Origin of the sequence: Flavobacterium sp. W22_SRS_FK3, from assembly GCF_052113665.1 — a bacterium.
Classification (GTDB): domain Bacteria; phylum Bacteroidota; class Bacteroidia; order Flavobacteriales; family Flavobacteriaceae; genus Flavobacterium.
The window spans coordinates 1-22,872 of the sequence record NZ_JBGQOF010000032.1; the positions used below are offsets into that span (position 1 = coordinate 1).

Annotated in this window: 17 protein-coding genes; 11 read left to right on the top strand and 6 right to left on the bottom strand. The window is 32.5% G+C overall.

Annotated elements, in window-relative coordinates; all coding sequences use genetic code 11:
* Nucleotides 1–303 (top strand): T9SS sorting signal type C domain-containing protein (locus tag ACEN2I_RS18835; protein WP_441767640.1); only part of this gene is annotated, 303 nt, incomplete at its 5' end.
* A gap of 239 nt (nucleotides 304–542) precedes the next feature.
* Nucleotides 543–4,385: a T9SS sorting signal type C domain-containing protein gene (locus ACEN2I_RS18840; RefSeq protein ID WP_441767641.1), complete on the top strand. Its 3,843-nt coding sequence runs from the start codon at nucleotides 543–545 to the stop codon at nucleotides 4,383–4,385.
* Here the strand turns inward: ACEN2I_RS18840 and ACEN2I_RS18845 are convergent.
* Nucleotides 4,382–5,251: a cupin-like domain-containing protein gene (locus tag ACEN2I_RS18845; RefSeq protein WP_441767642.1), complete on the bottom strand. Its 870-nt coding sequence runs from the start codon at nucleotides 5,249–5,251 to the stop codon at nucleotides 4,382–4,384. The genes ACEN2I_RS18840 and ACEN2I_RS18845 overlap by 4 nt on opposite strands.
* 138 nt (nucleotides 5,252–5,389) lie before the next feature.
* Nucleotides 5,390–7,777, bottom strand: coding sequence for an outer membrane beta-barrel family protein (locus ACEN2I_RS18850; RefSeq protein ID WP_441767643.1), 2,388 nt, complete (start codon nucleotides 7,775–7,777; stop codon nucleotides 5,390–5,392).
* Nucleotides 7,778–8,015: 238 nt separating this feature from the next.
* Between ACEN2I_RS18850 and ACEN2I_RS18855 the strand changes: the two genes are divergently transcribed.
* Genes ACEN2I_RS18855 through ACEN2I_RS18865 form a run of 3 tightly spaced genes read left to right on the top strand, consistent with a single transcriptional unit; the run spans nucleotide 8,016 to nucleotide 10,461 of the window.
* The gene (locus tag ACEN2I_RS18855; RefSeq protein WP_441767644.1) at nucleotides 8,016–9,371 is read left to right on the top strand and encodes a sensor histidine kinase; all 1,356 of its coding nucleotides are present in this window, start codon (nucleotides 8,016–8,018) and stop codon (nucleotides 9,369–9,371) included.
* Nucleotides 9,371–10,060 carry a response regulator transcription factor gene (locus tag ACEN2I_RS18860; protein ID WP_441767666.1) on the top strand — a complete coding sequence of 230 codons (690 nt, stop codon included), beginning with the start codon at nucleotides 9,371–9,373 and terminating at the stop codon, nucleotides 10,058–10,060. Before ACEN2I_RS18855 ends, ACEN2I_RS18860 begins: the two co-directional genes overlap by 1 nt.
* 11 nt (nucleotides 10,061–10,071) lie before the next feature.
* Nucleotides 10,072–10,461 carry a hypothetical protein gene (locus ACEN2I_RS18865; protein ID WP_441767645.1) on the top strand — a complete coding sequence of 130 codons (390 nt, stop codon included), beginning with the start codon at nucleotides 10,072–10,074 and terminating at the stop codon, nucleotides 10,459–10,461.
* Between the two features lie 60 nt (nucleotides 10,462–10,521).
* Here ACEN2I_RS18865 and bioB read toward each other — a convergent pair whose 3' ends face one another.
* The 3 genes from bioB to ACEN2I_RS18880 form a co-directional block, all read right to left on the bottom strand.
* Entirely contained in the window at nucleotides 10,522–11,610 is a 1,089-nt protein-coding gene (gene bioB, locus ACEN2I_RS18870; RefSeq protein WP_441767646.1) for a biotin synthase BioB, read from the bottom strand.
* A gap of 172 nt (nucleotides 11,611–11,782) precedes the next feature.
* On the bottom strand, nucleotides 11,783–12,220 hold the full coding sequence (locus ACEN2I_RS18875) for a hypothetical protein (RefSeq protein ID WP_441767647.1): 438 nt from the start codon (nucleotides 12,218–12,220) through the stop codon (nucleotides 11,783–11,785).
* A 119-nt stretch (nucleotides 12,221–12,339) separates the two neighbouring features.
* Complete coding sequence (locus ACEN2I_RS18880; protein WP_441767648.1) at nucleotides 12,340–13,269, bottom strand: bifunctional riboflavin kinase/FAD synthetase; 930 nt, start codon at nucleotides 13,267–13,269, stop codon at nucleotides 12,340–12,342.
* A gap of 196 nt (nucleotides 13,270–13,465) precedes the next feature.
* Between ACEN2I_RS18880 and ACEN2I_RS18885 the strand changes: the two genes are divergently transcribed.
* Nucleotides 13,466–16,132 (top strand): reprolysin-like metallopeptidase, encoded by a 2,667-nt coding sequence (locus ACEN2I_RS18885; RefSeq protein ID WP_441767649.1) that lies wholly within the window; start codon nucleotides 13,466–13,468, stop codon nucleotides 16,130–16,132.
* 3 nt (nucleotides 16,133–16,135) lie between these two features.
* Here ACEN2I_RS18885 and ACEN2I_RS18890 read toward each other — a convergent pair whose 3' ends face one another.
* A complete protein-coding gene (locus ACEN2I_RS18890; protein WP_441767650.1) occupies nucleotides 16,136–16,819 on the bottom strand; it encodes a ComF family protein in 684 nt (227 codons plus the stop codon).
* A gap of 243 nt (nucleotides 16,820–17,062) precedes the next feature.
* Between ACEN2I_RS18890 and ACEN2I_RS18895 the strand changes: the two genes are divergently transcribed.
* The 5 genes from ACEN2I_RS18895 (at nucleotide 17,063) to ACEN2I_RS18915 (ending at nucleotide 22,844) form a co-directional block, all read left to right on the top strand.
* Nucleotides 17,063–18,604 (top strand): glycine--tRNA ligase, encoded by a 1,542-nt coding sequence (locus ACEN2I_RS18895; protein WP_441767651.1) that lies wholly within the window; start codon nucleotides 17,063–17,065, stop codon nucleotides 18,602–18,604.
* 180 nt (nucleotides 18,605–18,784) lie between these two features.
* Entirely contained in the window at nucleotides 18,785–19,594 is an 810-nt protein-coding gene (locus ACEN2I_RS18900) for a LytR/AlgR family response regulator transcription factor (protein ID WP_441767652.1), read from the top strand.
* A 173-nt stretch (nucleotides 19,595–19,767) separates the two neighbouring features.
* Nucleotides 19,768–20,007 (top strand): hypothetical protein, encoded by a 240-nt coding sequence (locus tag ACEN2I_RS18905; RefSeq protein ID WP_441767653.1) that lies wholly within the window; start codon nucleotides 19,768–19,770, stop codon nucleotides 20,005–20,007.
* A 109-nt stretch (nucleotides 20,008–20,116) separates the two neighbouring features.
* Nucleotides 20,117–22,162 (top strand): ATP-binding protein, encoded by a 2,046-nt coding sequence (locus ACEN2I_RS18910; protein WP_441767654.1) that lies wholly within the window; start codon nucleotides 20,117–20,119, stop codon nucleotides 22,160–22,162.
* The gene (locus tag ACEN2I_RS18915; protein ID WP_441767655.1) at nucleotides 22,152–22,844 is read left to right on the top strand and encodes a response regulator; all 693 of its coding nucleotides are present in this window, start codon (nucleotides 22,152–22,154) and stop codon (nucleotides 22,842–22,844) included. The genes ACEN2I_RS18910 and ACEN2I_RS18915 overlap by 11 nt, the downstream gene beginning before the upstream one ends.
* Nucleotides 22,845–22,872: the final 28 nt, after the last annotated feature.

The window sequence follows — 22,872 nt, forward strand, 5'->3', positions numbered from 1 at the left end:
ACCTTCAATAATCGTTTTGTATTAAAATATACCAATAAAACATTAGGTACAGGAGATTTTGAAACAACAGAGGATGCAGTTTCAGTTGTAATTCAGAATAAAAACATTACCGTAAATTCGACTGTAGAGAACATTGAGAACGTGTTTATTTACGATCTTTCTGGAAAATACTTGTACAAAAAAGAGAGCGTGAATAATCTTGAGCTGGTAATGCAGAACCTTCCGTTTGCCCAACAGATTTTATTGGTCAAAGTAGTTCTGGAGAATGGTACAACTACAACTAAAAAAGTGATTTTTAAATAAAATAACAAAAACTGAAGCGCCCTATAATAAGTCAACTTATTTCAGGACGGGATAAACAATAAAAAAGATCCGATAACTTTCGTTATCGGATCTTTTTGTTTTTAAAGTGTAGTTTGCATTTCATATATTATTGTGAAAATCACTAAATGTGGGTATTGCAATAAATTAGTTATAAATATAAATTGCGGGTAAATTCTTACTAATAAAAACAAGAAAATAATTAACCAACCTACTATATTTTGAAATCAAAATTACATTTCTTCCTGACCATTTTTTTCTCTCTTTTATCGATTCACAATAATGCCCAGCAGGGAAAAGTAGATATATCTTTCAATACTTATGATGATGGTCATAATGGTGACGGCTTCGATAATACAATAAGAACTTTATCAATACAAACAGATGGGAACTTAATTGTGGGGGGAGAGTTTTTAAATTTAAATGGAAAATCACTTTCGTATTTAACACGATTGAAGGCAGACGGAACAATTGATGAAAATTTTAATACAGACTCCGGTTTTAATGGAAAAGTGTATTCATCGTATATTCAGCCTGACGGCAAAATCATTGTTGGAGGTAATTTTACCAGTTATAAAGGACTTACAACAGGAAGGCTTATTCGTTTAAATAGTGACGGTTCTCATGACACTGCTTTTAATACTTCATTAGCTGCCAGTTCTGGTATAGTAAATCATATTGTGCAGCAAACAGATGGAAAAATTATAATTGTAGGAAGCTTTACAAAGTATAATGGTATTACAGTAAACAGGATTGCCAGAATTTTGCCTGATGGAAATTTAGACACCATGTTTTTAACTGGCTACGGTGCTCCTGCAAATATTAATGCAATACAAGTTCAGTCAGATGGTAAAATTATTCTGGCAGGGAATTTTCTAAAATTTAATGGAGTAGATGTCAATCGAATTATTAGGTTAAATCCAGATGGAAGTTTAGATATGACTTTTAATACAGGAAATGCATTTAATGAAGAAATCCATGCAATGGTTTTACAACCGAATGGTAAAATTATTCTTGGGGGAGAATTTACAAATTATAATGGAATAGCAGCAAACAGAATTATTCGATTACATCCAAATGGTACAATAGATTCTGGTTTTTTATCAGGTACAGGGTTAAGTAATGGCGTTGTAAATGTTATTAAAACAGACGCTGCAGGAAATATTATGCTAGGAGGCTCTTTTACAGATTTGTATAATGGAAAAGATGTAAACAGATTAATACTTTTAAATCCTGACGGAACAATTAAATCTGACTTTGATATAGGAGCCGGTCCTGGTTCTGCATCGGTATATAGTTTAGCAAATTCAGCTGAAGGGGATTGGTACATTGGCGGTTCTTTTTCGGTTTTTGACTCTCAAAACCAAGGTAAACTGGCGAAAATTGATACAAATGGAATTCATGATATTAGTTATCTTTCGGCCGGAGTTGGGTTCGATAATTCGGTTTTAAAAGTTTTGCCATTGCCAGATAATAAAACAATGGTTTTTGGTAATTTTTCAAAATTTAATGGATTTTCTTCTTCAAGAATTGCACGTATTTTACCAAGTGGTAATTTGGATGCCAGTTTTAATTCTGCACAGACAGGTGCTAATAACACCATAAAAACGGCAGTACAACAACTAGATCGCAAAATTATTATAGGAGGAATTTTTACCAGTTATAACAATACAATTTGTAATCGCATTGCCCGAATTTTACCTGATGGGAGTTTAGATAATAGTTTTGTTTCTGGAAGTGGTTTCAATGGGCAGGTATTTTCTGTAGCTGTTCAATCAGACCAAAAAATATTGGCTGCAGGTAGTTTTACTAAATATAATGGTGTAACGTTTGGCCGCATAGTGAGATTAATGCAAGACGGTACAATTGATGGCAGTTTTAATACTGGTACAGGGGCAAACGGAACTATTGATGCAATATTAGTTCAAGCTGATGGAAAAATCATTTTAGGAGGAAGATTTGATACGTTTAACGGAATAGGATATTCTAAATTAATACGGTTAAATGCCGATGGAAGTATAGACAATAGTTTTTCTGTAGGTTCTGGGTTCGATAAAAACATATATGCACTTGATCTGCAATCTGACGGAAAAATTATTGTGGGCGGTTCTTTTTTAAATTACAATGGAGTTTCAAAAAAACGTATTTTAAGACTGAATGCCAACGGAAGTTTAGATACCACTTTTAATTCAGGAACTGGCTTTAGTAATGGTGATGTTCGAAGTATTTTGGTGCAGCCCGATGACAGAATTTTGATTGGAGGTGCTTTTTCCGGTAATTACAACGGGACAGTCTCTTTGCGTTTATTGCGTTTGTCTACGAATGGTGTTTTCGAAACCTCATTTTCAGTAAGTCTTAATAGTACTTTATATACGATGGGAATTACAGTCGATTATAAACTAATAATCGGAGGTAATTTTAATTCGGTTTCAGGAATAGCAAAGCATAGGATTTCTCGCTTAAAATTATGTACTAATAGTTCAAAATGGAATGGTTCAGAGTGGTCTAACGGATTTCCGTCAGAAGCAAAAGAACTAACTTTTGATGAAGATTATTTATTTTCAGTTTCAGCAAATGGATGTAGCTGTAGTATAAATTCAGCTAAAACAGTAACAATTTTAAGTGGAAAAACTCTTGGGTTAAGTTTCAATTATACAGGCTCGGGAATTTTGATTTTAGAAGATTCGGCATCTTTATATCAGTCAGATGATGAACTGGTGAATACAGGAATTATTCATCTTAAACGACAAACAACACCTATTTTAAAATTCGATTATACGTATTGGTCTTCTCCTGTCGAAAACCATAAATTGACAGATGTTTCTCCAAATACATTATCAGATAAATTTTTCTCTTTTGATCCTGAGGTAAATTATTGGAGAGAGGAAATCCCATCAACTAGTATGAGTTTAGGAAAAGGTTACATCATTCGCGGGCCACAGAATTTATCAGCTACCGTTCCTGAAAAATATGAAGCTATTTTTAAAGGCATCCCTATTAACGGAAAAATTACAACTACTATTGGTAATACGGATAGTTTCAATTTAATTGGCAATCCATATCCTTCAGCACTTGATGCAGATACATTTTTAACAGACAATTTAGATGTCATTAAAGGAACCCTATATTTCTGGACCCACAATACCCCTTTTGCCAACAAGTATACTTCAGATGATTATGCTGTTTATAATTTATTGGGTGGGGTAGGAACCAGACCTTCACTGGCTTCTGGTAAAAATGAAACTTTACCAGAAGGTAAAATTGCTGCAGCACAATCTTTTTTTATTCAGAGTGTAACCGCCGGAGAAGTGAAGTTTGAAAATGGGATGCGGATTATAGAACAGAATTCATCTTTTTTTAAACCGGTTAAAATTGCCAAAAAAAATAAAATAACAGAAAAAACCAGAATATGGCTCAATCTTACCAATGATGAAAATGCGTTCAAGCAGCTTTTAATAGGTTATATTGAAGGAGCTACAAATGGTTATGATTTAGCTTTTGATGGAGAAACATTTGACGGAAATAAATATATAGATTTTTATAGTTTTAATGAAGGAATGAACTGGACTATACAAGGCAGGGAATTCCCTTTTCATGATTCAGATGAAATTACACTGGGATATAAAACCCAAATCAATGGGGATTTTATCATAAGTATTGACCATTTTGATGAAAGTTTTAACAGTCAATCAGTTTATCTTGAAGATAAGGACAAAATGATTCTGCATAATTTAAAAAATGAGCCCTATAGTTTTTCGACCGGCAAAGGAGTTTTTAATAATCGTTTTGTTTTGAAATTTATTAATAAAACATTAGATACCAAGGAAATTTTACCAAATAAAAAAAGACTCGTAGTTTACCAAAAGAAAGGCCAATTAGTTATAGAATCAGAAGATTTAATTATTCAAAAAGTTCAGATTTTTGACACATTGGGTAAATTGGTTTTTGAACAAAACTCCGATCAAAATATACTAACCATTTCAAATCTGAAACCTAAAAATCAGGTTTTGGTTTTTAAAATTACAACTGAAAATGCTGTAGAAACAAAAAAAGTGATTTTTTAAGAAGCTTTCTTGAGTAAATTTTCATGTGTATTCTGAATGGCTTTTTCATTTTTATAGTCAATCCATTTCTGTCCTTTGAATTTGCGCATCAAAATATCAAAATGCCGCATAATAAAAACATTATAAGCTGCTTTCGATAAATTGGTAATGCTTTTAGGAAAAGAGCGTAAACTCATAGAAAAACCTGGTGTCAAATATTTCATGTAATGCCAGTAACCTTCTGGCATATATAACATTTCCCCATGTTTCAGATTTGTAATATACCCTTCGACATTTTTCAGGGCAGGAAATCTTTCATAATCAGGATTATCAAAATCAATATCTTCTCTCGAAATTAAAGCATGTGGCACTTTGTACATATATTTTGACTGATCTGGTGAAAAAATCATGCATTGCTTTTCTCCGTGAAAATGAAAATGAAGAATATTTGAGTAGTCAATGTCGTAATGCATAAAAACTTTTGAATTTTCTCCGCCAAAAAATAACATCGGCATTTGTCTGACTAGTTTTAAGCCAATATCAGGCCATAAAAAATCATTTTTTAAGGAAGGAACATCTTTCATTAAATTGTAAAGAAAAATGCGATAATTTGTTGGTTTTTTTTCAAGCAAATTGATGTAATCATGCATCTTCATTGAAGTATGAGCCTGATTAAAACCATCTTCGTGATTTACAGGCCTGTCATCGTATAAAGGAACAGTTTTATCACCCGCTATTTCTTTAATATAGGATAATCTCCATTTATGATAAGCCGGCCAGTCTTCAGTCAGCTCTTCAATAACAACCGGAATTTGTTTTTTTACATATTGGGAAATAAAATCAGCTTTCGAGATTTTTTTTACCCTTTGGATTTGTTCTAACTTCATCTCTTAAAATAAAAAAATTGCTTATAGTATTAGCTATGAGCAATTTAAAAATATTTAATGAGATTTATTAACTCATTTAATTAATTTTTTGACTTGAATAAACCCTTTGGTTTTAATAATAGAATGGATTATTTTTATTTAAAGTCTTTTTTGCTCTTCAGTCTGTTCTCTGTTTTTTTCTTTTAATTTTTGATTTCCAATGTTGTATTTAAATCCTATTCTGAAATTCTGGCTGTCACTGTAATCGGTAAAATAATTATATTGATTGGCATAATTGGTCGTGACTGTTTGTTTTTCTCCGCGATAAACATCTGAAAAAATAGCAAAAAGCTCCCATTTATCATGAAATATTTTTTTACGGAATGCAAAATCTAAACTTGTGGATTGACTAATAGTAAATGTACCCTGAACAGAAGGAGAGTTATAATAAAAGTTGGCTTCTGCAGTGATATCTTTTTTCTTATTGAAAGTAAACCGATTATTAGAGCTTCCATTGAATTGTAAACGCTTATTTTGATACATTTTTTCATCAATTCCCTGAAAAGTATCCTGAGTATAATTTATTCCGGTTTGAATACCAGATTCCCACCAGTCAAATAAAACAAGATCAGTATTAAATTCCAATCCTAAAGCACTGTTTTTTTCAATATTGGTAAGATGATATATAACGGTAGTCGTTTCATAATCCTGATAAGAGATTTCCATTGAAGGATTCTTTTCCTGCCTGTAATATAAATCAAAATTGTATTTATCTTTTAAAATATAGGTCAAATCCAGATTGTGTATGATCGTGGGCTGTAATTTGGGATCTCCAATAAAGTAAGAATAGGAATTATAATAAGACCGAAAAGGATTTAGCCAGCTATATTGTGGTCTGCTGATTCGTTTTCCGTAAGAAAACCCAATCTGATTTTTTTCATTAGCTTTATAAAGAGCATAAAAAGTTGGGAAAAGTTTAAAATAATTTTGTTCGATTGTTTCCGTTATTGTCACCGAGTTGCCTTCTAATTTCGTGTATTCTCCCCTCAGTCCTGCTTTAAGGGTCCAATTTTTTATCTCTTTATTATAACTTGCATATCCTGCTAAAATATTTTCATCATATAAAAATTGATTAGTCCTGTTTATATTTTCAATTAATTCTCCATTGATTTGATCTTTAAAATTAAGTTGACTGTCTGCTTTTACTTTTCCAAATTTAATTCCCAATTCGATGCCTTTATCTTCATTAGAATAATCTGACTGTGCTGAAAAAAGCTGAATTTGTTGATTGTTATCGCTTATAAAACGGTTTTCTCTGTAAGGAATGTTATCGGGTAATGAAAAAGAAGAAAATACATCCTGATTTTCATTATAATAATAAAAAGTATAATCTGAAGAAAATGAAAGTTTCTCTTTTTCCTTGAATTTATGATCATACGATAAATTATAAGCATTGTTTCTGGATGTTTTTTTTCTGTTATTTTGTGTTACATATAATGAATCCAGATGACCTTTACCACCGTAAATATAAGTTGGAACATTGTAAAAGCCATGAACATTAGGTGTTATTGAACCGCTTGCTCCAAAATAGAGCGTGTTTAGACTGTCGATTTCATATTCGGAGTTCAAATTATATGAGTTTTGTGATGCCGATTTATTTTTTCTCCTCAAATTGCTTTTCCAAACTGAAACGGTTTTTCCGGAATCATCTAAATAATGAACAAAATCCTGTCCTTCTCTAACATACGTTCCCGATCCTAAAGTGTATCTTCCGGAAAGAGAAAGTTTATCTCCTTTATAAATATGGCTTGTCGAAATAACTCCTTTTGGATAAATGGATTGCACGTATGAGCCCGAAACCGTTCCTTTATATCCTAATTTTACATTTTTTTTCAATTTGATATTTAAAACTGTTACACCTTGTGCTTCATATTTAGCCGGCGGATTTGTAATGACTTCAATCGATTTAATATCTTCTCCATTGGTGGTTTCTAAAAATTGCTTTAATTCATCGCCTGTTAAGTACACTTTTTTGTCGTTAATAGTGACCAGAATGCTATTACTTCCACGTACTGTCAGAGTGCCATTACTCATCGTCGTCACACTTGGTGTCTTACCCAATATTTCCCAGGCATTATTGTTTGAAAGGGAGGAGTTTTCTACCGTGAATTCTAATCGGTCAATTTTTCTTTTAATGATTGGTTTTGATGCCGTAATGGTTACATCATTGAGCATTTCAGTAGTTTGATCCAGGATAATTGGTGTAAGTTGAGTATCGTTTTGCAAATCAATATTCAGATACTTTTCAGAAAATCCAGAAGTGTTGATTGTCAAAATGTAATTTCCTTTTTCAATTTCGATTATTTCAAAAAAACCTTTTTCATCTGTTTGTGTACTTTTATAAAACAATGAATCTTGTTGCTTTAATAGTACAACAGCAGTAAATGCTACAGGATTTTTAGTAGAATCTAAAATAGTTCCTGAAATTTTTTGCTGTCCAATTCCTATAAAAGGGAATAACAAGAATAAAAAAATATACTGTTTCATAATGATGATTTGTTTGGAGCAAATCTCTGAAAGCTCTTTCAAGTATTGGGTTAATAGAGGGTTAACGATGGGTTAAAGGGTTTTGTAAAATATAGCAGCGACGAGAGTCTATTGACCGAATAGTCGGTTAGTTATGGTATTCATTTCAGGATTTGGTTAATAAAGGGTTAATCAGCTGTTTGTTGAAACGTGAAATGAATTATTAAGGTAAATTTGTTTTGGTTAATAGTATAATTGTATGCAAAAGAAAAAGAAAATTGGGTATTTAATAGGAGCCTGTATCTTTACAGTGATCGCATTAGCGGTCATTCAGGGTTATTTTATTTACAATACTTATAAACTCACAGAAAGAGAAGTAAATGCTAAAATCAAAAAGCAGGTAACAGATTTGGAAGATCATCCTGAATTTGATGCGATAAAAGATACGTGGATGGATAACTTGGCAAAGTCTGCCAAAAGATATGTCGATAAAAAAATATCAAAAAAAGAATATTTAGAATTAATTCAAAAAAGTTATGATTCACTTTCCGATGCTATGAAAAAACATATGGATAAGAGAAAAAAAACAGAAGATTATAATATTGGCTACAGTGATTATTTAACATCATTGATAATTATTGCAGATAATAAAATTGATACTATTTATAAGGGCAAATTGCTGATTTTTGATAATAAAATAAAAAGCAATAATGAAATTTCTTCTTCTATTGCAAGCTGGGAAAACAACAATGAACTTGACAATCCTGATTCAAAAAAAACGAATTACACTATTTTATTGAAAACACAGCAATATTACAGTTTTGCAAACTGGCAAAAAACGATTTTAAGTCAAATGGCAGGATTGCTTTTATTTTCAGTGGTTCTGATGTTTTTTGTCGTGTATCTGTATTATCTGTCGATTAAAAACCTGATTAATCAAAAACGTATTGCCGATATAAAAACGGATTTTGTGAACAATATTACACATGAGTTTCAGACTCCTCTGGCAACAATGGATGTCGCAATCAAGACATTACAACGTAAAGAGAAACAAATGTCTAATGATGATTATAAAACTACATTATCATTATTGGAAAGGCAAAACTCCAAACTTCAAAAACTGTTTCAGCAAGTTGCAGGGGTTTCACTCAATCCTGTAGCGGATAGGAGTTCCGAAATCGGAATCGGTTGTAATGAAATTGAAGAAATAATTGATGATTTCAGGCTTTCTAAAACTGACATTACAATTTCTTGTCATCAAATAAAAGAAACGATTAACATAAAAATGGATCGTTTTCACCTTAATACAATTCTGGTAAATCTTCTGGACAATGCTGCGAAATACGGAGCTACGCAAATAAATATTGAGTTGAATTGCATTGAGGATAAATTTTTACTCAATATAAAAGACAATGGAAAAGGAATTTCAACAAAAGAACATATAGCCATTTTTGATAAATTTTACAGAGTAGAAAAAGGAAATCTTCATAACACCAAAGGTCTCGGTTTAGGATTATTTTATGTAAAACAGTTGGTTGAAGCCTATCATGGAGAAATAAGAGTAATTAGTGAAGAAGATAAAGGTGCCTTGTTTTTAATGTCAATTCCGTTATGATGAAACACATTTTATTAGTAGAAGATGATTTTGATTATGCTTCAATATTGAAACAATATCTTCAGTTTTCAGGATTTAAGGTAACATGGGCAAAAAATGGCCAAGAAGCCTTATTGTCTTTTCCTTCAGGTCAGCCAGATATTTGTATTTTGGATGTCATGATGCCGCAAATGGACGGCTTTACATTAGCCGAAAAAATTGTTGAGGATTATCCAGAAACGCCATTTGTTTTTTTAACTGCAAAATCACTTCAGGAAGATAAAATCAAAGGTCTGAAATTGGGAGCAGATGATTATATCGTAAAGCCTTTTGAAGTAGAAGAATTAATTTTGAGGGTAGGAAATATTTTAAAACGATACCAGAAGAGAGAGGGTAAAATTTTTCTGGAAAACAAATTTGAAATTGGAAACTATACTTTCGATAGCCAAAATTATTTATTGAAAAACGAAATAATAACGCATCGTATTACTGAAAAGGAAGCTCAATTGATTGGGTTTTTGTATGCAAATCGAAATAAAGTCGTTAAAAGAGAAGAAATTTTAAGGAACATCTGGGGTAACGAAGATTTTTTTTCTGGAAGAAGTATGGATGTATTTATTAGTCGATTACGGAAATATTTTAGGGAAGATTCCAATATCACTATAACCAGCGTGAGGGGATTGGGTTTTGAATTTAAGATTAACAATTAAATCAGCATATTATGAAAATTATTTTAGCAATTATCTGTATGGCTTTTAGTTTTTTAGCGAACAGCCAGAATACAAATACATCGAAATACAGCAAGACTTCAAGTTCGTCAGTCTCAATTCAAAATTCGGATTCATCTTATAGTCTTAAAGCCCATTTTGATTCAGATAAAAACGAAAAAGTAAAAACAATATTAATGGACAATCTGGATACAAAATATATGAAATCAGTAGGTAAAACTTTGATATGGCAAAAATCCGATTCAGATGAAATAGTTTATACAGTCACTTTTAAAAATGGAACTTTAAAAATGGCAGTTGACAAGGATTTGGTTTCCGGAAATGCCATAAAGAAGTTTGAAATGCTGGGAAATGAATTAAGAGAAACAATTTCAAATAATTAAAACAAAAAAATGCTTTTGACAAATTGAGGCAAAAGCATTTTTATATATATTCGGGTAATATTATACTTTTAATTTTCCTGAAGCCTCAATATTTCTATCGATAGTGTGTCCCGGTCTTGACCATTTTGGTTTTTCACCTAACGGAGCAAATTGAGAATCTTCTGCTTCAACTGTTTTAGGCTGAGATACTTTTGTAAAAGCTTTTTGGGGATTTAACCCTAACATTTCAAACATTTTCATATCTTCATGTACATCTGGGTTGGGTGTGGTAAGCAATTTATCTCCTGCAAAAATAGAATTCGCTCCTGCAAAGAAACACATTGCCTGACCTTCTCGGCTCATATTGGTTCTTCCTGCAGATAAACGTACCTGAGTATCCGGCATCACGATTCTTGTGGTTGCTACCATACGAATCATTTCCCAGATTTCAACTGGTTTTTCATCTTCCATAGGAGTTCCTTCTACAGCTACCAAAGCATTAATTGGAACCGATTCCGGCTGTGGATTTAACGTAGAAAGCGCAACCAGCATTCCGGCCCTGTCTTCAATACTTTCTCCCATTCCGATAATTCCGCCACTGCAAACCGTAACATTGGTTTTACGAACGTTTTCTATTGTTTCTAAACGGTCTTCAAAAGCACGTGTTGAAATAACATCTTTATAATAATCTTCAGAAGTATCTAAGTTATGGTTGTAAGCATATAAACCTGCTTCAGCCAGACGCTGCGCCTGATTTTCGGTAATCATACCCAAAGTACAGCAAACTTCCATATCCAGTTTGTTGATGGTACGAACCATTTCTAAAACCTGGTCAAATTCTTCACCGTCTTTTACGTTTCTCCAGGCAGCTCCCATACAAACACGGGATGATCCGCTTGATTTGGCACGCAAAGCCTGAGCTTTTACCTGACTTACACTCATTAAGTCATTTCCTTCAACGCCTGTGTTGTAACGTGCAGCCTGAGGGCAATACCCGCAATCTTCAGGACAGCCTCCGGTTTTAATAGATAGTAATGTTGATACCTGAACTACGTTCGGATCGTGTTTTTGTCTGTGAATTGTTGCTGCTTCATACAGCAAGTCCATCATAGGTTTATTATATATGGCAATTATTTCGTCTTTGGTCCAGTTGTGTTTTGTAATGCTCATTGATACATTGTTTTTGATGCTTCAAAAGTAGTTAAATTGTTCTAATCAACCAATGCTGATTTCTGTAAATGAATATTTGGTAGTTATTTTCAAAAAATAAGCACCCTAAAATCATAAAAATGTACAATTATATGATTTTAGAGTGCTTATTTAATCTTTTTATTTTCAAAAATTAATCGGCTATGTATTTATTATTCCAGTATAACATCATCATCATAGTAACTATGACAGAAGAAGCGATTCCTTCAAAAAGCAAACAAATACAATAAGTGGGAACAGATGGGTTTCCGCCAAACATAAACGCTTCCGATAAGGTTTGTACGTAGGCATCACCACCTCTGGCATAACTGTAAACTAATAATCCGAAAACACTCATCGACACCCCAACTACGGAAGTTGCCATTGCCGAGACAGCATTTGATACAAAATTAGTTTCCCCTTCGTGCAGGTTCATTTGCATCGTTCTGTTTACACCATAAAAGATAAAAAATACATTCAGTGTACGTAAATAAAACAAATCTGCTAAGCCTAACACATTCATCAATAAAAAATAAATGCCAATGCCAAGGAATATTAAAGATCCATTGACAATTTCTTTCGGTAATTTCATAATGGTTATTTTTAAAGAAGTTAATAGTAAATGTTTGATAAACAGTATGGTGTATTAAATTTACTAAAAAAACAGATACAATAATTTAAAAATAACAAAAACAATGTTTTATGAGTTTTTTAGATTTGGCTCACAAATTCCAATGCCCTTTTTTTGTCTTGATTCAGTTGTTCTTTCAGTAGATCAACTGAACCAAATTTTTGCTCTTCACGAAGATATTTTAACATGTAAATCTCAAGTTTTTGGCCATAAATGTCAGCATCAAAATCAAAAAGATTTACTTCGATAGTTTGTTTTTGACCATTTACAGTTGGGTTGAAACCAATATTCATCATACCATAAACTTCTTTTTGATCAATACAAGTCTTCACAACATAAACGCCATTTTTAGGAACCAGTTTGTATTCTTCTTTAATCTCGATATTGGCTGTTGGAAAACCAATTGTTCTTCCTAGTTGTTTTCCTTTTACAACTTCACCGGTTAAAAAATAAGCATACCCCAGATATTCATTGGCCAAATCCATATTGCCTTCTTGTAATGCTTTACGGATTTTAGTCGAACTTACTGAAACATCCTGGATTTCCTGAGCAGAAATTTGTTCAACTTCAAAACCATATTCAGCACCAAAAGCGATTAAATTGTCAATATTGGCTGTTCTGTTTCGTCCAAAACGATGATCGTGGCCAATAATTATTTTATGAATATGAAACTGATCAACTAAAATAGAATGGACAAATTCTTCGGCGGTTAGTCTTGAAAAACTTTCATTAAAGGGGTGGATTACCAGGTTTTCAATTCCGGTTGCTTTCAGCAGTTTAGATTTTTCTGAAATCGTATTTAAAAGTTTAATTTCTGATTTTTCCTGTAAAACCATTCTCGGATGCGGAAAAAAAGTAAGCACTAAACTTTCATATTTTCCGTTTTCCGTATTTTGATTGAGTCTTTCAAGAATTTTTTTATGACCAATATGAACGCCATCAAAGGTTCCAAGAGTTAGAATAGTTTTCTTGTTGGAATGAAATTCATTAATAGATTCGAAAAGCTTCAAAGCAAATAGTTTAAGATGCTGCAAATTTATACTATCTATTTTAAATCTGATACTAACCTGAATTGATTTTTTAATTTGATTAGAATTGTTTTTGTGAAAAAGGTGTAATTCGTCGATACGAAACAAATATCTGTCGATAATAGATAAAAATTTAACTTAATTGATTTAATTTTGATTTTCTAACAACCTTCTGATTATGAAAAAACAAATACTTATTTTGCTCTTTATTTTTTGTTGTACCGCCATTCATGCTCAAACTAATGTTCTTTGGGAGAAAGTTAATTCGGTTTCGGCTAAAAAAACAGGAAGCATTTCTAATCAGGATAAGTTATATTATAAATTGAATGAGAGTCTTCTGATTCAAAAAATTGCAGCTTCAACAAGTAAATCATCACAAATTGCAACATCAGAAATTACAATTCCTAATGCTGAGGGTAATTTAGAACGATTTATGGTCTGGGAGTCTTCAAATTTTGAGCCAGAATTGCAGTTGAAATATCCCGAAATCAGAGCTTATCAAGGAACCGGATTGGATGATAAAACTGCACAAATTCATTTTAGTGTTGCCCCAATAGGAGTTCAGACTATGGTACTTCGTTCTGATAAACCAACTGAATTTATTGAGCAAAATCCGGAAAATACATCAGAATATGTATTGTTTACATCAAAAAATAAGGATACATCAAAATCACTGGTTTGTAAAACCAAACACGATAATACAAACAATAATTCTGCAAAAACAGCAAAAACAGCTTCCAATACAAAATTATTTAAAACCCTTCGATTGGCACTATCATGCACTGGAGAATATGCTGCTTATTTTGGCGGAACAAAGGCAGGAGCATTAGCAGGTATGAATGCAACGATGACAAGGGTTAACGGAATTTTTAAAAGAGATTTGGCGGTAGAACTACTTATTATAGCAAATAATCTGGATGTTATTTATACAGACGGAACAACAGATCCATATTCTAATGCTAATGTTGGTGCAAATGGCGCATGGAACCTTGAAGTTCAAAAAACGTTGACTTCACTTATTGGAAACGATGGTTATGATATTGGACATTTGTTTGGACGATCAGGAGGAGGAGGAGATGCAGGGTGCATAGGATGCGTATGCAAAGATCCTGTTTCATCTACAGATGATGAAGCAAAAGGAAGTGCTTTTACATCGCCTTCAAATTCTATTCCGCAGGGGGATACTTTTGATATTGATTATGTAGCTCATGAAATGGGTCATCAATTAGGTGGAAGCCATACTTTTTCTTACTCAATTGAAGGAACAGGTGTAAATGTAGAACCGGGCAGTGGCTCAACCATTATGGCTTATGCAGGCGTAACAGGGGATTTTGATATGCAAAACAACTCAGATGATTACTTTGCCTATGCGAGTATTTTGGAAATCCAGAATAATCTTGCCACTAAAACATGTCCTGTGACTACCACTATAATTAATAATCCACCGGTTATAAGTGCAGGTTTAGATTATATTATTCCATTTAATACCCCTTTTGTTTTAAGAGGAACTGGTTCAGATCCTGAAGGAGATGCTCTTACTTATTGTTGGGAGCAAAATGATAGTGCAACGACAGCATCCGGAAACAATAGTATTGCTTATCCCGCAAAACCTGATGGTCCAATGTTTCGTTCACTCCCGCCTAAAACTTCTCCAATTAGGTATATGCCAAGTTTTAGTACAGTACTTCAAAATAAATTAACAACAACCTGGGAATCTGTTTCATCAGTAGCGAGAAGCTTACATTTTTCTTTGACAGGAAGAGATAATGCTGCTTTAGACATACCACAGACTAATACAGATAATATGGTGGTTACTGTAAATCCATCTATTGGACCATTTGCAGTGACTTCGCAAAATACAAGTGATATTGGCTGGCAAAAGGGTTCTTTTCAGGCTGTAACCTGGGATGTAAACAACACCAACACATTAACCGGTTCTGCTAATGTAAATATTAAATTATCTACAGATGGAGGTTTGACTTTTCCAACAGTTCTGGTTTCAAATACGCCCAACGATGGTTCTCAGACTATTACTGTTCCGCTAGATGTTGAAGCTACAAATTGCAGAATTTTAATTGAGCCAACTGCTAATATTTATTATGCTTTAAATTCAAGTCCTTTTGCTATAGGATATACATCTGCGACAACCTGTAATTCTTATAGTTTTGGCAGCTCATTTAGTATTCCTTTCGGGACATCTTTTACAAATAAAACAGTAAATGTTCCGTCTTCAATAGGTATAGTTTCTGATGTAAATGTTATTGTAAACGCAACCCATGAAAGGTTTTCTGATTTAGAAATTCAAATAGTAAACCCTCAGGGAACAGCTGTGAAATTGTTTGATAAAGATTGTAGTGCTGCCAACTCGACTTTAATACTTAATTATGATGATTCAGGAGCTGCTTTAGATTGTTCTAAAACAACCAGTCAGATTGTTATACCAACTGAATTTTTAAGCACTTTCAATGGACAGAATCCTCAGGGAACATGGACACTTCAGGTTCGTGATGCTGTTTCGGGGCGCTTCGGAACTATAAATTCGGCCTCAGTAAATATTTGCAGTCAAACGTTTACTCTGGATGATTCTGAATTTGAAAGTAAAGATTTTGTTCTATATCCAAATCCAAACAAAGGCAGCTTTAAAGTAGAGTTCGAATGTGATAGCACGAAAGTTGTAGAGGTGATGGTACATGATATTCTGGGACAAAAAGTGTACGATCAGACTTTTGATAAAACACTATATTTTATTCAAAATATTCAATTGCCAAAATCGGCTTCCGGATTGTATTTGGTTACCATAATTAACGGCGATAGAAAAATAGTCAAAAAGATACTTGTAAACTAAATTCTAAGAATTAGCCATTGCCATACAAACAATACTAATTTTTGCTCCGGGAATTTTAAGCAAGGCGCGTGAGCAGGCTTCAAGTGTGGCTCCGGTTGTAAGCACATCATCAATAAGTAAAAAATGTTTGTTGTGGTTTTCTTCTGAAAAATGTACATCAAATACATTTTCTATTCCTTCAGACCTGCCTAAAAGATTTTTTTTGGATTGTGTTTTGGAATACTTTTTCCGAAACAAAACAGTATCATCATAATCGATATTCAATCCTTCGGATAAGGCATTTCCAAAAGTAGTTACCTGATTGTAGCCGCGTTCCTTAAATTTCTTTCGATGAAGCGGAACAGGAATTACAACATCAAAAGGTGTTTCGGGTTTGATGTTTTTTAAATCTTCTACATACCAGTTTCCCAGGACAGTTCCAATTTCTTCGTATCCTTTGTATTTCAAATTATGGATGAGTTCCTGAACCATTCCTTTTTTGTTGAAGTATAAAAAAGCAGATGCATGTTCTATTTCAATTTTTCCATAAAACTTCTTCACCGCTTCATTATTGGCGTCTAAATGATATTGTGTAAGGGGTAATTCATGACGGCAATTGGTACAAAAAACAGTTTCATTTGTCATTAAAAGTGTGTGGCAGCCCGCACAAACTTTGGGGAAAAATAGGTTCTTTAAAGATTCTAACATTCTTGTAAGTGTTTTTCTGAATAATTGTAAGATAAAAGTATAAAAAATGAAAGGAAAGTCTAGTTTTATCTGATTTTTATTTTGAAAAGTATTCTTAAATCGACTTTAAAAGGTTTTGATAATTATGAATTTCTATTCGGAAATAGTAAAACGGTTATTCATTTCTAAAAATTTAATAATCAAGGGGCAATCTTCATCTATTTTTCTTTTTTTTAAATTCACTTTTTATATTTTTGCATCACTATGGCAAAACAAGAAGATATATTTAAGAATGTGGTTTCGCACGCAAAAGAGTACGGATTTATTTTTCCGTCAAGCGAAGTATACGATGGATTGAGTGCAGTGTATGATTATGCACAAAATGGCGTCGAGTTAAAAAAGAATATCCGTGAATATTGGTGGAAATCAATGGTTCAGATGAACGAGAATATTGTTGGTCTTGATGCTGCAATATTGATGCATCCTACAACCTGGAAAGCTTCAGGACACGTAGATGCCTTTAATGATCCGTTAATTGATAATAAAGATTCCAAAAAAAGATACAGAGCAGACGTTCTGGTTGAAGATTATGCTGAAAAGCTTAATGTAAAAGCTAAAAAAGAAATCGAAAAAGCAAAAGAACGTTTTGGTGATGCCTTTAACGAACAGGAATTTATCACGACTAATGCGCGTGTTGTAGAATACCTTGCAAAAGAAAGAGAAATTCTGGAAAGATTAGCCCGTTCTTTAGGAAACGAAGATTTGGCTGATGTAAAAGCTTTAATCGAAGAATTAGAGATTGCTGATCCTGAAACCGGTTCCAGAAACTGGACAGAAGTAAAGCAATTCAACCTGATGTTCGGAACCAAATTAGGAGCTTCTGCAGATTCTGCAATGGATTTATACCTGCGTCCGGAAACGGCTCAGGGAATTTTTGTGAATTTCCTTAATGTGCAGAAATCAGGTCGTATGAAAGTGCCGTTTGGAATTGCCCAAACCGGAAAAGCCTTTAGAAATGAAATCGTGGCCAGACAATTCATTTTCCGTATGCGTGAATTTGAACAAATGGAAATGCAGTTTTTTGTTCGTCCGGGCGAAGAAATGAAATCTTATGAATACTGGAAAGAAACACGTTTAAAATGGCATTTGTCTTTAGGATTAGGAAAAGAGAATTACCGTTTTCACGATCACGAAAAATTAGCACATTACGCAAATGCAGCTGCTGATATCGAATTCAACTTCCCATTCGGATTCAAAGAATTAGAAGGAATTCACTCCCGTACTGATTTTGACTTAAAAGCACACGAAAAATTCTCAGGCAGAAAACTACAATATTTTGATCCGGAACTAAATGAAAACTATGTGCCATATGTAGTAGAAACTTCAGTAGGTTTGGACCGTATGTTCCTGGCTGTTTTTGCCACTTCATTAAAAGAAGAAACATTAGAAGACGGTTCTACAAGAACAGTTCTAAAATTACCATCAGTTTTGGCGCCAACAAAAGCAGCTATTTTGCCTCTGGTTAAAAAAGATGGATTGCCGGAAATCGCCAGAAAAATCATTGATGATTTAAAATGGGATTTCAGTGTAGCGTATGATGAAAAAGATGCTGTGGGTCGTCGTTACAGAAGACAAGATGCTCTTGGAACTCCGTTTTGTATTACGGTAGATCATCAGACTATCGAAGACCAAACGGTAACCATTCGTCATAGAGATACTATGAAACAGGATCGTGTTGCTATTGCCGATTTGAAATCAATTATCGAAAACGAAGTTTCAATGAAAAACTGGTTGATGAAAATGTAAGTTGTTAAGCTTCAATATATAAAATCCCAAATTCTGACAAAGAGTTTGGGATTTTTTTTACTCATAAATTTGAAGGTCTGTTTTTAATGTTAATACGTTTGATTATTTTTTTATAACTTTAGATATTTTATTTTAAAGAAACAGCACCAAAAATTAACCCCAAAATATAAATGTCTCAAAATGAATTACACCTACATTATTTTAGACGACGATCCTGAAAGTGTTGAAAAAATAAGGACAATTGCAAAGGAGTTTTCAGAGCTGAATTTTATAGCATCTGCGAATAATTATACCGATGGACTGAACCTGATTTTAAAACATACACCGGATCTGATTTTTTTAGAAATAGAACCTAAAGATAAGGCTAGTGGTCTTTCTCTTAATTTAATTAATGGATTATTGATGTATTTGAAAGAAATGCCAAAAATCGTTATTACAACAAAAAGCAAAGATTTAGCGTTTGATTGTATTCAGTATGAAGTGAATGATTATTTTCTTAAGCCTTTAGCTTCAATAGATTTTGTAAAACTGATTCATAAATTGAATAAGTTAAGTAGTGAAGATGAGGTACTTTTACTCCAAAATTTAAAACATAAAGAAAAATCAAACTCAAAAGAAATCCAAATTAATAAAAATCGAAAATCCTTTATTTTATGTGTTAAATCATATGGAGATCACCGTTATATTGATTCAAATGAAATATGCTATTTTCAGGCAGATAATAATTCGACGGATATTCATCTGAAAAATGGAGAAATGATAACAGCTTTTAAAACTTTAAAGCATTTTGAAACCGTTTTGTCAAATCCCTTCATTCGAATACATAACAGTTATATTGTAAACAGAAATTATATTTCAAGAATACATACAGGAAACTCATTATGTTACATTAAGAAAACAACAATAAAGCTGCCATTTTCCAAATCTTATAAAGCAAATGTTGATTTTATAATTAGTGAATTTGCCAATGAAAATTATATAGAAACTTAAAAATAACCATCTGCCCTGATTTGCTATCCATTCACTCACGAACGGGTAGCATTGACCATAAACGCCTTTTTTTAAGGCAATTGTTGCGGTTTACTGTTTAGTTTTACAAAAGAATTCCAACAGAAAAGGAATCAAAAATCGTAAAAATTATAACAATATAAATCCCAACAAACATGAAAAAAGCAACTTTAACAATCGGATTATTTTCTTTAGTAATGGTATTAACTTCATTTAATACTGCTGAAACTGCAAATGGTGTTTTAGTAAACAATACAGCAGTTGGTATTGATGGAAACCAATCAGTAGGACAAAGCAGAAAAGTTGATATGATGGGTTCAGATTTATCTAGTCAAAGTATGACAATAAGTATTGATGGAAATCAGTCAGTAGGACAAAGCAGAAAAGTGGATTAATTATTTTTAATTCATTTCAATATATAAAAGACTACCTAATTTTAGGTAGTCTTTTTCTTTATGCCTAATAGATAGTTTTGTATTTTTGATTAAAATAGAAAAGCCAAAATTGAAAAAAAACTGTCTTATATTACTTCTTTTTTTTATCAGTTGTACCAAACAAAATGAGGGCACTAATATCTCCAGTCAATCTAAAGATAGCCTTGATTTGTATTTGTCACTCGCAAATGAATATAAATTACCGGTTCAGATAAAACAAAAATACAATCGCAAGGCCTTTGAAGTTATTATGAGCCAGCCAGACGATTCTCTTAAAAGGATAAATCTTTTTAAGGTTGCCAATCGTTATTATAACATGCGGGATTGGAACGGATATAATAAAACGGTGAAAATTATTTTAGAGAAAGCGCAAAAAGCAAATGATTCAGTTTCAATGTCTAAGGCTTATACTTATTTGGGAGATTATTACAGTTCTCAGGCAATTTCTGATAGTGCCTTTTTATATTATTATAAAGCAGAAAAGTTATATTCTCAATCTAATTTATTTTATAATCTGGCAAAAACAAGACTGAGTAAAGCATTATTGCAATTTAATGAAGGTGATTTTTATGGTAGTGAAAAAGCAGTTTTTAATGCACTTAGGGTCATAAAAGGAAAAGAAAACAAAGATATTTTATATGAAGCTTACAACTTGCTTGGTGTTATTTATAATGAGTTAGGCGAATATGAAAAAGCGATTGAATTTCATAACAAAGCCATTGCCAGTATTGATGATAAAATAATTCCTGCTGAGTTCCAGTCAAAAGCGACTTCATTAAACAATATAGGATTTGTTTATCAAAATCTTAAAGACTACAAAAAGGCTAATTTATATTTTCAGGAAGGATTAAAAGAGAAAAATTTATTTACTCAAAAACCTGAGTTGTATGCTATTTTACTGGATAATTTAGCGTATTCACAATTTAAATTGAATCAGAATAAAGAGCTTCCAAATTTATTTTACAAAGCACTCAAAATAAGGGATAGTCTGCAATTAACGGCAGGTATAACAGCTAGTAAAATGCATTTGTCAGAGTATTTTGCTTCAATACAAGATACTGCAAAGGCTCTGCATTATTCAAATCAGGCACTTTTGGTTTCAAAGCGTACTAAAAATTTTCGTAATGTATTAGTTGCTTTGAAGCAGTTATCCTTAATTCATCCCAAAAAAGCTTCAAAATTTTCAGAAGATTATATTCGCATAAATGACAGTCTGCAAAAGGCCGAGCGCAAGATGGGTGATAAGTTTACCCGAATAGAATATGAAACCAATGAAATAAAAAGCGAAAATTCGAGTTTAGAAATACAGAACAGGACTTTGGTTTACGTTTTTAGTTTCTTTTTACTGATCGCTTTGTTTTTTTATATTTATAAAACACAGCAGGCTAGAAACAGGGAATTGCTTTTTAAGCAGCAGCAGCAAATTGCAAACGAGGACATTTATAATTTGATGATTTCGCAGCAAAACGCGATTGAAACAATGCGGATCAGGGAAAAGAAAAAAGTCGCCCAAGAACTGCACGATGGTGTTTTAGGAAGAATGTTTGGTGTCAGAATCAGTTTAGACAGCCTGGATAAGCTAGATGAAGAAACGGCTGCAGATAAAAGAAAAAAATACCTGCTTGAATTAAAAGAGATCGAACAGGATATTCGGGAAATTTCACATGATTTAAATAAAGAAAAATCTGGATTAATTAATAATTTTGTTGCGATTTTAGAAAAGCTATTTCAAAATCAAACCAATACATTTAATACTAAATTGGTTTATAATATTGATTTTAATATCAAATGGGATTTAGTAAGCAATGTCGTAAAGATTAATTTATACAGGATTATTCAGGAAGCACTTCAGAATGGTAATAAATATGCCCAGGCAAAAACAATTATTATAGAATTCAAAAGTGAGATCAATTATTTAGTTTTATCAATATCTGATGATGGTATAGGATTTAATACTCATAAAACCAAAAAGGGTATTGGACTGCAGAACATTGTATACAGAACAAAAGAATGCAACGGAAATGTCGATATAAACTCAATAAAAGGTGAAGGAACTACCATTATAGTGAAGATACCAATAGATCAAAAAATAAATAAAATTAATAATGAAAGCTGATTTACCCCCATCACTTAAACAAATAAGCAATATATTGATTGTAGATGACCATCCATTTATTATCGAAGGTTATAAAAATGCTATAACCCGCTACAATCCTGATAGCTATGAGTTTTTTATTTCTCAGGCAAAAGATTGCAAATCAGCGTATGAAATTATTATAAATCCTGAGACCAAACCTTTTGATATAGCCTTTTTAGATATAAGTATGCCTGCTTACGATGAAAAAGAAATTTTTTCAGGGGAAGACTTAGCTAAATTAATTATGGAATACATGCCAAACTGCAAAATTATTTTGCTGACCATGTATACCGAATTATTAAAAATAAAAACAATCATTCGAAGTATACAGCCAAATGGCCTTATTATTAAAAATGACCTGACATTTGATGAATTGCTTTTTGCTTTTGATAAAGTAATGAAAAACGATAAATATTATAGTCAGTCCGTTCAAAAAATGCTGAATCAGTCTCCTCACAATTCAATTGAAATTGATGAATTCGATAAACAGATTTTATTTCATTTATCCAAAGGAACGTCTGATGAAGAAATGCCACATTATATTCCTATTTCGATAAATGCAATAGGAAGGCGAAAAAAGAGTCTTAAGGAATTGCTCAAAATAAAAACGGGTTCTGATGATGACTTAGTAAAAGAAGCAAAAAGCAAAGGTCTTTTTTAAAAAAACTCCAAATAAAAAATTCCAACCT